Here is a 14,885-nt window from a genome sequence, read left to right on the forward strand (position 1 = left end):
TCCGGACATGCCGTCCTCCGATCTCCCGGGGCCGGCCGATCCGGCCCTCAGGGTATCGGGTTCCCACATTCATCCGCACATGTGCGGATGAATGTGGGAGGTGTTCGGATAAAGTTGATAATCAAGGTAGCCGAAGACGACCGTGACATCGTGGAGCTCCTCACGCTCTACCTCTCGGGCAGCGGCTACAATGTCGCCGCCGCCTACGACGGCGAGCAGGCGCTCGCGGTCGCGCGGGAGCGCACGGTCGACATCGCGCTCGTCGACATCATGATGCCGCGCATGAACGGCTACGACTTCATCAAGGCGTTCCGGCAGCTGAGCGCAGCACCGGTCATCATCGTCTCCGCGCGCACGCAGCCGGCCGACAAGATCGTGGGGCTCGACGCGGGCGCCGACGGCTTCATCGCCAAGCCGTTCGACCCGCTCGAGGTCACGGCCTACATCCGCGCCCTGCTGCGCCGGGTCGAGCGCGACGCCGCATCCCCGGCGGGCCCCGAGGGCGCTACTGGGGCGCCCGCTGGCGCGCCCCCCGCGAACCCCGAGCCGCGCGGCCAGAAGACGCCCGCGCCGAACGTCCTCACCGCGGGCGACCTCGCCTTCGACACCGAGCGCCTCGCCCTCACCCGCTCCGGCCGGCCCGTCGCCCTCACCGCCGCCGAGCTCAAGATCATGGCGACCCTCATCGCGGCCCCGGGCAGGGTCTTCAGCAAGGCGCAACTGTATTCCTGCATCAACGGGGAGCCGTACGCGGGGAGCGAGAACAGCGTGATGGTGCACATCTCCAACATCCGCGGTAAGCTCGAGGACGACCCGCTCCACCCCCGCTACATCAAGACCGTCCGAGGACTGGGCTACCGCCTCGACGGGTAGAAAGGCGGATTTCATGGACGCATCCGCTCGGCCCGCGGCCGATCCCGTGCCCGAGACCCCGACCAGCCGGCTCCGCCGGCGCATCCATAGCGCGCGGACGAGCATCGCCTTCCGCTGCCTTGTCTGCATCGTCGCGTACGCGGCGGCGCTCGCCGGGCTCTTCTGGGCGGTGAACGTCGCCGGCGACCGGCTGCTCACCAACGCGTTCCCCTCCATCGAGACGGTGCTCGCCCACGGCGACGACCTTGCGGGCGACCGCTTCGACGCGCTGCAGACGAGCGACCTCGAGAACAGCCGGATCGTGATCTTCGACGGCGACGGCAAGCGCCTGTACGCCTCGACCACCGAGGCGGGCCAGCGCATCCGCGCGACGGATCTGCCCCTCATCAACGAGTACGGCGACCGCAACTACTACGAGGTCTTCGAGGAGCCCACCGAGGACGGCATGCACTACCGCATCCTCTGGTGCTCCTACAGCACCGACGACGGCTTCAGCAAGCAGGTCGAGGCGTGGTGCGTGCTCGACGATGAGCTGCGCATCGTCCAGGGCAACCTCTTCGCCTCGCGCGACGCCCTCACCCAGCGCGAGTTCGACTTCATCAAGGGCGTCTACAGCTCGCGCATGTCGGTCGAGCGCTACGACTACACCACCGCGGAGGGCGAGCCGCGCACGCTCGTGTTCGTCGCGCCGCTCGTGAACCTGGCCCGCTACGACGAGCTCGTCGACGAGGCGGGCGACCTCTCGCTCTACGCCGTGCCCGTGGCGGGCGCCATCACCGCGGTGGCGGCGTGGTACCTGGTGCACCAGGTCAAGCGCGCGATCCGGCCGCTCGACGAGGCCATCGCCGCGTGCCGTCGCGACGAGGGCGCGCACGTGCGCCCCGCCGAGGTCCCCACCGAGCTCGCGAAGGTCTACGACGACTTCAGCGGCCTCATGGCCGAGCTCCGCCAGGCGCGCAACGACCAGCGCCGCATCATCGCCGACATCTCGCACGACCTCAAGACGCCGCTCACCGTGATCTACGGCTACGCCACCGCCTTCAGCGACGGGTGCGTGCCGCCCGAGCGCGAGCAGGCCTACCACCAGGTCATCGCCGAGAAGGCGCTCACGGCGAGCGAGCTCATCGACATACTGTTCTCCTACGCCAAGATGGAGCACCCCGAGTACCGCCCCAACCTGGAGCGCGTCGACGTCGCCGACGCGGTCGCGGCGGTCGCCGAGGAGGCGCGCGCCCAGGTCGAGCAGGCGGGTTGCATGCTCGAGGTCGAGCTCGACGGCGCAAAGGAGGGCGTCCCGGCGCCCGCGGCCATGCTCGACCGCCAGCTCTTCCGCCGGATGCTGCTCAACCTCATCGGCAACGCCTGCTCGCACAACCCCGCGGGCACGCGCATCCGCGTGGGCGTGCGCCTGGGCGCGCGCGGGCGGCGCGTGCACGCCTACGTGGCGGACACGGGCGCCGGCATCCCGCCCGAGATCGCCGAGCGCATCTTCGACCCGTTCGTGACGAGCAACACCGCGCGCGTCGCCCACCAGGGCACGGGTCTGGGGCTCACCATCGCGCGGCGCTGCGCCCTGCTCATGAACGGCGAGCTGCGCTACGACGACCACCCTAACGGCCCCTGGGCGACCGTGTTCTCGCTCGTCGTGCCGGTCGCGTAGGCGCGGCGCGGCGGGAGCCGCCCAACCTTAAGGAACCTTGAGGTTCGCTTCAGCGACCGTAAAGCATGCCCTCCCATACTGTGACCATCACAGGCCACCGACGGGAGGAAGCCATGTTCGACACCACCGACCGCACCGATAGCGCCCCGCTCGGCGCCCCGGTGCCGCCCTCCGCCTATCGCGGGCGCGCCACCCCGCTCGCGTTCCTCGAGCGCACGGTGAGGCGCGCGCCCGGCAAGACCGCCATCGTGGACGAGTCCGGCAGCTGCACCTATGCCGAGCTCGACCGGCGCAGCCGCCGCATCGCGAGCGCGCTCATCGAGCTCGCTGCGCGGGACGCTGCCACCCGGGCGCGCGATACCGGGGGCAACCCGGGCGCCGCGGGCGGTCCCGCCGCGGACGCGCCCCGCCCGGTCGCGCTCTTCATGGAGAAGAGCTCCTGGATGGCCGCCGCGTTTCTGGGCACGCTCATGGCGGGCGGCTTCTACGTCCCCATCGACCCGTCGGTGCCCGCCGAGCGCGCGCGGCGCATCCTCGACACGCTCGGTGAGGGCACGCTCGTCGTCACCTGCGCGGAGAGCGCCGAGGCCGCCCGGCGCGCCCTGCCCGGCGTGGAGCTTCTGGACGTTCGCGAGCTCGGTGAGCACGCCATCGACGAGCGCGCCCTCGCCCGGGCGGCCCGGGCGCTCGTGGACACCGACCCCGCCTACGTGCTCTTCACCTCCGGCTCGACCGGCACGCCCAAGGGCGTCGCCGTGAGCCATCGGGCCATCTGCGGCTTCATCGGCACCTTCGTCGACACCTTCGGCATCCGCGCCGACGACGTCCTGGGCAACCAGGCGCCCTTCGACTTCGACGTCTCGGTCAAGGACCTCTACGGCGCGCTCGCCGCGGGCGCGACCCTCGTGCTCATCCCCCGCCGGCTCTTCAGCGCGCCGGCCCTGCTCGTCGAGGAGCTCCGCCGCCGCGACGTCACGGTCATGGTCTGGGCGGTCGCCGCGCTCTGCCTGGTGAGCAGCCTGCATGCGCTCGACGGCGCCGAGCTGCCGAGCGTGCGGCTCGTGATGTTCTCGGGCGAGGTCATGCCGGCGAAGCACCTCGCGCGCTGGCTGGAGCGCCTGCCCGAGACCCTGTTCGTGAACCTCTACGGCCCCACCGAGATCACCTGCAACTGCCTCTACCACGTCGTCGACCGCGCGCGCTCCTACGAGGACGGGCTGCCGCTCGGCGAGGCGTTCCGCAACCGCCGCGTGCGCGCCATCGACCCCGCGACGGGCGCGCCGGCGGAGGCGGGCGGGACCGGCGAGCTCTACGTGGGCGGGCCGGACATCGCGCTCGGCTACTACGCCGACCCCGTGCGCACGCAGGCGGCCTTCGTGCCCGACCCGCTCGGCGGGAGCCTGCCGCAGACCTTCTACCGCACCGGCGATATGGTGCGCGTGGGCGCGGCGGGCGAGCTCTTCTTCGCCGGGCGCGTCGACAACCAGATCAAGCACCAGGGCCACCGCATCGAGCTCGAGGAGATCGATGCCGCCTTCGAGCGCCAGGGCGGGGTCGAGCGCTGCCGCTGCGCCTACGACGCGCGGCGGGGGCGCATCGTCGCCTGCTACGAGGGCACGGCCGACGCGGCCGAGCTCAGGCGGGCCGTCGCCCGGATCCTGCCCGGCCCCATGGTGCCCCAGGCCATCCTGCGCGTCGAGCGGATGCCGCTCACCAAGAACGGCAAGGTCGACCGCGCGGCGCTGCTCGCCCTGCGCCCGTAAGACGCCACCACCCGCCCCGGCGCGCCCGCTGAGGCTGCCGTGCGGCATGCCCACCCGGACGCGCCCGCACCGTCCCCGACCATCCTCCCGAAAGGAGCCGTCATGCAAACCGACCTCCGTCAGCTCGCCGTCGCCTTCGGCACGCCGCTCTACGCCTTCGACGCCCGCGCCCTCGCCGAGCGCGTGCGCGTCCTGCGCGCGGCGCTCCCCCAAGGCACCGGCATCTGCTTCGCCATCAAGGCGAACCCCTTCGTCCTGCCTGAGCTCGAGCCCCTGATCGACCGGCTCGAGGTCTGCTCGCCCGGCGAGTACCGCATCTGCGAGGCGCTCGGCCTCGCGCACGGCAAGCTCGTGGTCTCGGGCGTGCACAAGGACGCCGAGACCGTCGAGTCCGCCATCGCCGCGGACGCCCTCCCCGCCGCCATCACCGTGGAGTCGCTCGAGCAGCTCGACCTGGTCGTGCGCACGGCATCGTGGCGCGGGGTGCGCGTGCCGGTGCTTCTGCGCCTCACGAGCGGCAACCAGTTCGGCATGGCGCCTAACGACCTTATCGCCGCGGTCCGCCAGCTCAAGCGCGCCGCCTACATCGACCTCAGGGGCATCCAGTTCTTCTCGGGCACGCAGAAGACCTCGCTCAAGCGCATCGCGCGCGAGCTCGCGCGCCTCGACGCCTTCATGCGGGAGCTCGACGAGACGTGCGGCTGGATGCCGCCCGAGCTCGAGTACGGCCCCGGCCTGCCTGTCGCCTACTTCGAGGGCGACGCGTTCGACGAGGCGGCCTACCTGACCGAGTTCTCCGAGCTGCTCGAGGGCATGGAGTTTTCCGGCCGCATCACGCTCGAGCTCGGGCGGAGCCTCGTCGCCGCATCGGGCACCTACCTCACGCGCGTGGTGGACACCAAGGTGAACGGCGGGCAACGCTATGCCATCGTCGACGGCGGGATCCACCAGCTCGTCTACTACGGGCAGTCGATGGCGATGCACCAGCCGCCCGTCCGCCTGCTCGATGCCGGCCGAAGCGCGCTCGCGGCACACGGCGAGGACGCGGCTCGCAGCGCCGCCGATGCGGCCCGGACCGCCGCCGATACCGCGGCTCGCGGCGCCATCGCCCACGCGGACGCCTCCCCCGCCGGTGCCTGGACCGTCTGCGGGTCGCTCTGCACCGTGAACGACATCCTCGCGAAGCAGCTCCCGCTGGCCGGCCTCGAGGTGGGCGACATCCTCGCCTTCGAGCGCACCGGCGCCTACAGCATGACCGAGGGCATCTCGCTCTTCCTGAGCCGCGACCTGCCCGCCGTCGTCGTCATCGGCGAGGACGGCGCGCCCGCGCTCGTCCGCGACGCGCTGCGCACCGACATCATCAACACGCCGCTCGCCCAGCTCGGCTCACGCTAGCGGCGAGGTCGCCCGACCGCTCTCTTTTGCAACGTCTCTCCGACAGCGTCTCCCCAACAGAAAGGACCTACCATGGACGCCATCCTCGATATCCTGAACGAACTCAAGCCCGGCGTGGACTACGCCGAGCGCCGCGACCTCGTCGACGCGCGCGAGCTCGACTCGCTCACCATCCTGAGCCTCGTGTCCGAGCTCGAGGACACCTTCGACATCACCATCCCCGCCGTGGAAATCGTCCCCGCCAACTTCAACTCGCTCGCCGGTATCTGGGCGATGGTGGAGCGCCTGCGCGAGGCCGGGTTCTAGGGGGCCGCCATGCACGCGTACCTCTCGCTCACGGTCCTGGGCGTCTTCCTGCCCGCGACCATGCTCTGCTACCAGGTCGCGCCCCGTCGCGCGCGGCCGGGCGTGCTGCTCGCGGCGAGCTACCTCTTCTTCTGGCTCATGAGCGGCGAGCTCACGGTGTACCTCGCGCTCTCCACCGTGAGCATCTGGGCGCTCGGGCTCGCGCTCGACGGCCAGATCAGACGGCGCGCCCGGGCGCTTAAGGAGCCCGGGGCCGACCGCCGCGCCGTGAAGCGCGCCTTCGCGCGGCGGATGCGCGCCGTGCTCGCGGCGGGCGTCGCCCTGAACTTCGGCGTGCTCTTCGCGTTCAAGTACCTCGGGTTCGCCGAGGAGGTGACCCGGGCGCTCCTCGCGGCGCTCCCCGGCGGGCTCGCGGACGCGCTCCCTATGGTCGAGCCCGCCGTCGCCGCGCCCATCGGCATCTCGTTCTACACGCTGCAGGCCATCTCGTACCTGGTCGACGTCTATCGGCAGAGCATCACGGCCGACCGCAACCTCGCGCGCGTGGCGCTCTTCCTCTCGTTCTTCCCCGCGATCATGGAGGGGCCCATCTGCCGCTACGGCGAGACCGCGCAGGCGCTGTGGGCCGGCCACCCGATCACCTGGCCGGCGGTCGCCTGCGGCGCCGAGCGGATCGCCTGGGGCCTCGCCAAGAAGCTCATCGTGGCCGATAGGGTGAACCTGCTCGTGAAGAACGTCTTCGCGAGCCCTAGCGCCTATGACGGCGGTGTGATCGCGCTCGCCGCGGTGCTCTACACGGTGCAGCTGTACTGCGATTTCTCGGGAACGATGGATTTCGTGGTCGGCGCCGGGCGGATCTTCGGCGTGCGCATGCCCGAGAACTTCCGTCAGCCGTTCTTCTCGCGCACCGGGTCCGAGTTCTGGCAGCGCTGGCACATCACCCTCGGCACGTGGTTCCGCGATTACGTGTTCTACCCCGTCTCACTCAGCAAGCCGGTCAAGCACCTCACCACCCACGTGCGCCGCGTGGCCGGCAACCGCCTGGGGCCGCTCGTCACGAGCGGGATCGCGCTTCTGTGCGTGTGGCTCGGCAACGGGCTCTGGCACGGCGCCGGCGGGCAGTACGTGCTCTTCGGCCTGTTCTGGTTCGCGGTCATCTGGGTCGGCGGCCTCATGGAGCCCGTGGCGCAGGCGGTCTGTGAGCGGATGGGCATCGACCGCGCAGGTGCGCCCTACCGGGCAATGCAGCATGCGCGCACGCTCGCCGTCGTCTTCTGCGGGGAGCTCATCTTCCGCGCGGAGGGCACTGCGGCGGCGCTCGCCATGCTCGACCGGCTCTTCACGGGCTTCACGCTCGCGTCCTTCCGCGACGGGACGGTGCTCGCGCTCGGCATGGACGCCGGCGACTTCGCCTGCGTCGCCGTGGCCTGCGCGGTGCTGCTCGCCGTGGGCCTCGTGCGCGAGCGCGGGCTGGGCGGTGCGGGCGCTTCCGCCCCGGACGCGGGTACAGCCCCGGGCGCGGGCGCCCCTGCCGCGAGCGCTCCCGGAACCGCCGCCGCGACGCCCAGCGGGCGCCTCGCCCGCGCGGTCGACTCGCCCAGCCTGCGCTGGGCCGCCGCCTGCGCCATCGTCCTCATCGTCGTCGTCTTCGGCGCCTACGGGGCGGGCTATGTGCCGGTCGACCCCATGTACGCCTCGTTCTAGGGAGCTCTCCCATGTCTTCCAAGCATCCGCGCCGACGCGCCGTCCTGACGGTCGCCGCGAGCGCGCTCATCCTCTGCGCCCTGCTGGCGCTCGCCTCGCGCATCGTCGCGCCCAAGAACAACCAGGCCGAGTTCGGCCAGATCGACGCCGAGGCCCACGGGGTGCTCGGCGAGCCCGAGGACTCCATCGACGTCCTCGTACTCGGCGATTCCGAGGCGTACTGCGCCTTTTCGCCGCTCCAGCTATGGGGCGAGCAGGGCATCACCTCGTATGTGTGCGCCACGAGCGGCCAGCCCCTGCCGTACACGCGCTCGCTGCTCACACAGGCGCTCGGGCGGCAGCACCCGCGCGTCGTCGTGCTCGAGACGAACTGCCTCTTCCGCAGCTTCACCCCCGGCTACGCGCTGCTCCGCGGCGCGCAGGACCTCTTCCCCGTGCTCGAGTACCACAACCGCTGGAAGTCGCTGCGCGCGGAGGATGTCACGTCGACGCCGCGCGCCACCTGGTCCGATGAGTACAAGGGCCACAAGGTGAAGACCGACGTCGCGGCCGCCGACGATGCGGGCTACATGGCGCCGACCGAGAACGTCGCCGTGATCCCCATCCTCAACTACTGGTACGTGCAGGACATCGCGCGCATCTGCCGCGACAACGGCGCCGAGCTCCTGTTGGTGAGCACGCCGAGCACCAAGAACTGGAACACGGCGCGTCACGAGCGCACCGCCGAGCTCGCGCACGAGCTCGGGGTCGCATACCTCGACCTGAACTGGCAGGATACCCGGGTCGCGATCGACTGGCGGCTCGACACCTGCGACGCGGGCGACCACCTCAACGAGCGCGGCGCGCAGAAGACCACCCATGCCCTCGGCGAGGCGCTGCGCGCGGGCTTCGATGTGCCCGACCACCGCGGCGATGCCGATTTCGCCACATGGAACGATGCGTGCGCGCGCTACCGCCGGCAGGTGGACGCCATCGTGTGGCCGGACGCCGCCGCGCCGGATGCGAGCGCGTAGCCAGGAGGCACGGCCCGCATGGGGCCGCGCGGCCGGCGCCCCGTCGCGCCCCGCATAGGGCCGTGCGGCCGGCGCCCCGTCGCGCCCCACTTCATTACAACTCGGATACCGCGCGCGATCGTCGTCGCGCGCGGTGGGCGCAGCAGGCATAATAGACCGCACGAAACATACCGTCGCCCGGCTACGAAGGGTCACCACCATGTCCATGAAGTTCAAGCGCCTGCTCCCCATCCCCAAGGAGATCCGCGAGGAGATGCCGCTCGCCGCCGAGACCGCGGCCAAGAAGCACGCCTTCGACGCGCAGGTCGCCGCCATCCTCACCGGCGAGGACGACCGCCGCCTGCTCATCGTGGGCCCCTGCTCCGCCGACCGCGAGGACTCCGTCCTCGAGTACGCCACGCGCCTCGCCGGGCTCGCCGAGCGCGTGCGCGACCGCCTGCTCATCGTCCCGCGCGTCTACACCAACAAGCCGCGCACCAAGGGCACCGGCTACAAGGGCCTGCTGCACAACCCCGATCCCGAGGGCCCCAGCGACCTGCTCGGCGGCATCAAGGCCATCCGCCGCATGCACCTGCGCGTGGCGGAGGAGACCGGCATGTTCACCGCCGACGAGATGCTCTACCCCACCAACTACCAGTACCTCATCGACGTGCTGGGCTACATCGCCGTGGGCGCACGCTCGGTCGAGAACCAGGAGCACCGCCTCGTCGCGTCGGGCGTGACCATGCCCGTGGGCATGAAGAACCCCACCGGCGGCTCGACAAGCGTGATGCTCAACTCGATCTTCGCCGCCCAGCAGCCGCAGACCTTCATCTTCCGCAACTGGGAGGTCGAGACCTCGGGCAACCCGCTCGCGCACGCGGTGCTGCGCGGCTACATCGGCGAGGACGGGCTCAACTACCCCAACTACCACTACGAGTACCTCGAGCGCCTCGCCGAGAAGTACACGGAGGCCGATTTTGCCAACCCCGCCGTGATCGTCGACTGCAACCACGACAACTCCGGCAAGCGGCCGCTTGAGCAGATCCGTATCAGCCACGAGGTCGCCGACTCCATGCGCCGGTCCGAGACCATCCGCCACATGGTGCGCGGCTTCATGGTCGAAAGCTACCTCGAGGACGGCAACCAGCCGCTCGACGGCGGCGTGTACGGCAAGTCCATCACCGATGCCTGCCTGGGCTGGGAGAAGACCGAGCGCCTGGTGCTCGACCTCGCCGAGCGCATCTAACACCCACCCGATAGCTCACGCGCGGCGCGCACCTTCGGTCCGCGCGCCGCGCAAATCACGGCCCGTATGGCGCCGTCCGCCTTCCTTGGAGTTTTCCGGAAGCGAGTGCCTGCATCTTCATGCGGTGAACGGCCGTGCTGTTCTGCCCGCAAATCCGCAGGTCGCAGAAAGCCCAGCCTGCGTCTGCCCTGCGAGCGCGAGAGCAGACATTCTTTTTTTAATATCTATTCCGCTTCTTTACGCGGACGTTTTCCCAGCTCGATTCCAATAGATGCTGGCTTTTGTTCTCGCGGTGACCGGGATGGCTCCACCCGTTGCGCCGAGACTCCACGAAAGTGAGAACTAACCGGCGGCATGTCGCGTAGCCGAGCCATGCTCCCCGATCGACCCGCTGGTAGCGGAGACGGAGATCTCTCGGCTACGCCTTGACCCCCTGGTTAGCTCTCACTTTCGGCACGTTTCCCGACGGCCGCGTCTCCACAACGCACGGCATCTTGATGCCGTGCGCCCTTGGATAACCGCACGCGGCGCCTGTTTTTCAAATAGTTGGTGCCTTTATCGCGGGGTATCGGGTAGAGCGGGCGCGGACGTCGCTTAATACGCAGGAACAGAGCCCAGCGTTCCCGCATCTACTACGCAGGTCCCCGATAAGGTACCGACTACCTGAAAAAGTGTTCTAGACCGCACTCCGACACGGGCAGCGCCTACCCGAGCGCGCCTGAGCCTAGCAGGTCTCGCACCTCGAGCAGGCTCGCGCAGATGCGGCTCGCGATGCGGCGCATCTCGTCGTCGGGCGCAGCCAGGTCGGGCACCATCACCGTGCAGAACCCGCCCGCGACGCCGGCACGGACGCCGTTGAAGGAGTCCTCGAGCACGAGCGCACGGGACGGCTCGGCGCCGAGCGCCCGCGCCGCCTTGAGGAATACATCGGGCGCCGGTTTGGCGTGCTCGACCTCAAGGCTCGAGATCACGGCGCCGAAGTAGCGCCGAACGCCAGCCGTGTCGAGGTGATGCGCGATGTCCTCCGGCGTTGAGGATGAGGCGACGGCCATGGGGACGCCCTGCTCATCGAGATATCCGAGCAGCTCGTCGAGGCCGGGCTTCTTCTCGACACCGAGCCGGAAGCGCTCGGCCGCGACCTCGTGCCACACGTCCCATAACCGCTGCGCATCGACATCGGCACCGAACCAGGCGTGCACCACCTCGGCGAACTCCGCGCCCGCGGTACCGCGCGCGGCGTCGGCGATACCTTCCTTCATCGGGAGCCCCATGCGCGCCAGCGCGGGCTCCCAGCAGGCGCCCCAGACCTTCTCGGTATCGAACATGAGGCCGTCCATGTCAAAAATCACGCCATCGAACACGGGAAACCCCTTCCATCGTCACAGTGGCCGGTGCCGAAAGCACCGCGCCGGATACTACATACCATCCGCGCCGCCGCGCCAGCGGTCGATGCAGGCGCAGAGGTCCTGCGGGCGCGGGAGCGCGAGCCCGCAGGCGACCTCGCCGTGCGGGGAGATCTCGCGCCAGCCGCGGCGGCGGACGCGCTCGATGAGGTCGGCGGCGAGCTCGGCCACGGGGCGCCGACCGTCTGCGAGGCCTCGCTCGACGATGGCGCGCATGAGCTGCGCGAGCGCACGCACCTGCTCCGGGTCGACGAGCTGCTCCGTGCGCCGCAGGTCGACCGTGCCGCTCCCAACGGAGAAGCCGTCGAGCCCCTGGGTGCGCACCTTGAGCCCCCGGCCAGCGCCGCTTCGGGCAGCGCCCCGGTCGCGCTCACGGCCGCGGGCACCGGACACGCCAACCCGCACGGCACGGTCGCGATCCCCCACGACGTCGCTGTCACCCTCCGGAGCCTCCAGCCCGCGGGCCGTGCAGACCACGCGCACCCGCTCGGTCGCGTCCGCGGCGCGATAGCGATCCATCAAGATCACGGTATCGGCGACCGGGAAGAACGCACCCGAGCTGCCGACCACGATAATCGAGCTCACGCCTTGGCGCTCCCAGAGGCCGCGGACGCGTTCCACGAAGGGTGTGATGGGCTCGCGCTCGGCGGCGACCACCGAGGCCATCAGCTCGTCGCGCACCATGAAGTTCGTGGCCGAGGTGTCCTCGTCGATGAGCAGCACGCGGGCACCGGCCTCGATAGCCTCCACGGTCGCCGCGGCCTGCGAGGTGCTGCCGCTCGCATCGAGCGTGGAGAAGCGCGCCGTGTCGCGCCCGTCGGGGAGATTCGCGATGAATGGCGAGACATCGACCGCTGTGACCGGCCGTCCGTCCTCGGAGCGAACCTTCATCGCCGTGGCGTCCGTGATGACGAGCTCGCGCCCGTCGCCCAGCACGTGGTCGTAGATACCCTCCTGCAGGGCCTTGAGCAGCGTCGACTTGCCATGGTAGCCGCCACCCACCACCAAGGTGACGCCGCGGGGGATGCCCATGCCGCGCGTCTGCCCGCGGTGGGGCAGATCGAGCGTGACGCTCAGGCTCTCCGGCGCCTCGAAGGGCACCGCACCCGCAAGCGGGCGCGCCGAGACGCCGCTCGCCCGCGGCAGGACCGAGCCGTCCGCCACGAACGCCACCAGCCCACGCCGCTCGAGCTCACGGCGCACGGCGAGCTGGTCGTCGGCGAGCTCGGCAGCGGAGCGCGCGGCGGCGAGCGCGTTCCGGTCGCACACGAGCGCGCGCTCGGCGCACGCGGGGATGAGGTCGAGAAGCATGCGGCCGAGCGCCCGGGCGTCGACGGTCCTCCCGTGCGCGGGGAAGCCCGCCTCGAGACGGAGCGTCACCGACCCGTCATCGGCGACCTCGCAGGCCGAGCGCTCGAGCACCTCGGGCCCGGGCGCGCTCGTCGCGATGAGGCCGCTTTTCCCCGAGCCCCGCACCGTGAAACTCGCCCGCGCGGCCTCGGCGGCGAAGCGGCGCACGAGCAGGTCCTCGAGGGCGACCCTGCGATGAGGGGCGTCGATGAGGTCGCTGGGAAACTCCGCCGCCTCAGCCGAGACGCACACGCTCACCTGCGACGGCGCCGCGAAGGGGTCGCCCTGCACATGGTCGATCGAGAGGACGAACGGCCCGAAGTCGTACGCTCCCTTGAGCGATTTGTACGCCGAGTAGCCGCGGCCGTCGATGGCGCGCAGCCGCCGCTCCAGGTCCATATCGGTCGCCATGCCCACAGGGCACCTCCCCTGTCGCGGCGCGCCCGGCTCGCTGCCGGCAGGCGCCGTGCGACGCTACAATGCAGTGCGTACCCATCGTACCCGATGGCCGCCCGAAGCGCCGCGATATCGAGGAGGACCCGTGCTCAACATCGTGCTCTACGCGCCCGAAATCCCCGCGAACACCGGGAACATCGGCCGGACCTGCGTGCTCACCGGGACGAGCCTGCACCTGATCGAGCCCATCGGCTTCTCGCTCGACGAGCGGTCGCTGCATCGCGCCGGGCTCGGCTACTGGCAAAACCTCGACCTTGCCGTCCATCCCAGCTGGGACGCGTTCGTCGAGCGCTGCGGGCTCGCCCCCGCCGGCGACGAGCCGCGCCTGCACCTCCTCACCAAGAAGGCTCGGCGCATCCACACGCAGGCGACGTACCGCGACGGCGACTACCTCGTGCTCGGCAGCGAGAGCTCCGGCATCCCCGAGGAGCTGCTCGCCCGCTACGCCGCGCGCTGCGAGCGCATCCCCATGCTGCCCGACGCCGCATCGCTCGAGAACCGCGACGCCTGGGCGCAGGCGGAGGCCGCGCGCACGGCCGCGCGCGATGGGGTGGCGTCCGGCTATGCCGAGGGGCACGGGCCCCTGCGCGCCCAGGACATCTGCGGTAACTTCATCGACCCCGAGGACTACCGCATCAGCGCGCTCAACCTCTCGAACGCCGCGGCCGTCGTGCTCTACGAGGCGCTGCGTCAGACCGGGTTTCCCGGCATGGAGCGCTAGGGGCGACCGCGCACGGCAGCCGCTCACCGCGCGCACCCAGCGCCCTTACGCCAGGTACTCCTTGAGCGCCGCGAGCGTCGATGCGCCGTCGCGTCGGCCGACCTCGTACACGCGGTCCAGCTCCGACGGGTCCTTCACCGAGATGGGCACCTTCACCGACTCGCTCGGCCTGATCACGAAGACGCGCCCCGCGCGCTCGAGCTCGGCGAGCTCGTCGAGTTGGGCGTTGTAGCGCTCGTGCCGGTCCGCCAGGAGCTCGACGAGCCGGGGGTAGTGCCTGAGCAGCACGCGCAGCGCCGGCATGAGGCCGTTCGGCTCCTTGCGGTAGCCCGCGGGCTGCGTGCAGACCACGACGCAGCGCTCGTAGCCCTGGTCGAGCATCCAGCGGAACGGGATGGAATCGGCCGTACCGCCGTCGAGGAGCCGGCGCCCCTCGAGCTCGACCGGTCGCGAGAGGCCGGGAATCGCCGAGGACGCGCGCATCCACTCGACATCGCCGGCATCGCCTCGGTTCACGTCGTGGTAGACGGCCTCACCGGTCTCGATGTCGGTGGCGACCGCCGTGAAGCGCATGGGGTTCGCCGCGTACGTCGGCGTGTCGAACACGTCGAACTCCCACGGCAGGCGGCCGAAGGCGAAATCCTCGCTGAAGAGGTTCCCTGTCGTGACGAGGTTGCGCAGGCCCGCGTAGCGCGGGTCGCGGCAGTAGCGCTTGTTGTACCTGAGCGCGCGGCCCACCTGGCACGACTTGTAGTTGCAGCCGAAGGTCACGCCCGCGGAGACGCCGATGGCGTGCGTCGCCTGGATGCCCTGCTCGAGCCAGGTGTCGAACACGCCCTCCGTGTACAGGCCGCGGAAGCCTCCGCCCTCGAAGACCACGCCCGTCGTGTGCGCCGGCAGCTCGAATGCGGGCCGTTCCTCAGGCGCGCGCAGGTCTGCAACCCGGTAGTCTCGCGCTTGTCTTCCGCTCATGTACTCCACGACCTATCTCTGCGCCACGCGGGCGCCCATCA

12 protein-coding genes are annotated in these 14,885 nt (G+C 70.6%); 9 read left to right on the plus strand and 3 right to left on the minus strand.

Annotated features, from left to right (window positions below):
• Window positions 1-114 precede the first annotated feature (114 nt).
• From FS885_RS07070 to FS885_RS07105, 8 genes are all read left to right on the plus strand, one after another.
• Window positions 115-873 carry a response regulator transcription factor gene (locus FS885_RS07070; RefSeq protein WP_246060846.1) on the plus strand — a complete coding sequence of 253 codons (759 nt, stop codon included), beginning with the start codon at window positions 115-117 and terminating at the stop codon, window positions 871-873.
• Window positions 874-886: 13 nt separating this feature from the next.
• The gene (locus tag FS885_RS07075) at window positions 887-2,533 is read left to right on the plus strand and encodes a sensor histidine kinase (protein ID WP_144744364.1); all 1,647 of its coding nucleotides are present in this window, start codon (window positions 887-889) and stop codon (window positions 2,531-2,533) included.
• Window positions 2,534-2,646: 113 nt separating this feature from the next.
• Window positions 2,647-4,296 carry an amino acid adenylation domain-containing protein gene (locus FS885_RS07080; RefSeq protein WP_144744365.1) on the plus strand — a complete coding sequence of 550 codons (1,650 nt, stop codon included), beginning with the start codon at window positions 2,647-2,649 and terminating at the stop codon, window positions 4,294-4,296.
• 102 nt (window positions 4,297-4,398) lie between these two features.
• Window positions 4,399-5,691, plus strand: a complete 1,293-nt coding sequence (locus tag FS885_RS07085; RefSeq protein ID WP_144744366.1) for a diaminopimelate decarboxylase family protein — start codon at window positions 4,399-4,401, stop codon at window positions 5,689-5,691.
• Window positions 5,692-5,763: 72 nt separating this feature from the next.
• Window positions 5,764-5,997 (plus strand): phosphopantetheine-binding protein, encoded by a 234-nt coding sequence (locus tag FS885_RS07090; RefSeq protein WP_144744367.1) that lies wholly within the window; start codon window positions 5,764-5,766, stop codon window positions 5,995-5,997.
• 9 nt (window positions 5,998-6,006) lie between these two features.
• Complete coding sequence (locus FS885_RS07095; RefSeq protein WP_186365812.1) at window positions 6,007-7,701, plus strand: MBOAT family O-acyltransferase; 1,695 nt, start codon at window positions 6,007-6,009, stop codon at window positions 7,699-7,701.
• Window positions 7,702-7,712: 11 nt separating this feature from the next.
• Window positions 7,713-8,714, plus strand: coding sequence for an SGNH/GDSL hydrolase family protein (locus tag FS885_RS07100; RefSeq protein ID WP_144744368.1), 1,002 nt, complete (start codon window positions 7,713-7,715; stop codon window positions 8,712-8,714).
• A 199-nt stretch (window positions 8,715-8,913) separates the two neighbouring features.
• The gene (locus FS885_RS07105) at window positions 8,914-9,942 is read left to right on the plus strand and encodes a 3-deoxy-7-phosphoheptulonate synthase (protein WP_144744369.1); all 1,029 of its coding nucleotides are present in this window, start codon (window positions 8,914-8,916) and stop codon (window positions 9,940-9,942) included.
• Between the two features lie 704 nt (window positions 9,943-10,646).
• Here FS885_RS07105 and FS885_RS07110 read toward each other — a convergent pair.
• Both FS885_RS07110 and FS885_RS07115 read right to left on the minus strand, forming a co-directional pair.
• Entirely contained in the window at window positions 10,647-11,303 is a 657-nt protein-coding gene (locus tag FS885_RS07110) for an HAD family hydrolase (RefSeq protein ID WP_144744370.1), read from the minus strand.
• 54 nt (window positions 11,304-11,357) lie between these two features.
• Window positions 11,358-13,106 (minus strand): ABC-ATPase domain-containing protein, encoded by a 1,749-nt coding sequence (locus FS885_RS07115; RefSeq protein WP_144744371.1) that lies wholly within the window; start codon window positions 13,104-13,106, stop codon window positions 11,358-11,360.
• A 130-nt stretch (window positions 13,107-13,236) separates the two neighbouring features.
• Between FS885_RS07115 and FS885_RS07120 the strand changes: the two genes are divergently transcribed.
• Window positions 13,237-13,872 carry a tRNA (cytidine(34)-2'-O)-methyltransferase gene (locus tag FS885_RS07120; protein WP_144744372.1) on the plus strand — a complete coding sequence of 212 codons (636 nt, stop codon included), beginning with the start codon at window positions 13,237-13,239 and terminating at the stop codon, window positions 13,870-13,872.
• A 45-nt stretch (window positions 13,873-13,917) separates the two neighbouring features.
• On the opposite strand, the gene FS885_RS07125 is transcribed toward FS885_RS07120, so the two are convergent.
• The gene (locus FS885_RS07125) at window positions 13,918-14,844 is read right to left on the minus strand and encodes a patatin-like phospholipase family protein (RefSeq protein WP_186365813.1); all 927 of its coding nucleotides are present in this window, start codon (window positions 14,842-14,844) and stop codon (window positions 13,918-13,920) included.
• Window positions 14,845-14,885: the final 41 nt, after the last annotated feature.

It is taken from the genome of Enorma burkinafasonensis, assembly GCF_902150035.1.
GTDB lineage: Bacteria > Actinomycetota > Coriobacteriia > Coriobacteriales > Coriobacteriaceae > Enorma > Enorma burkinafasonensis.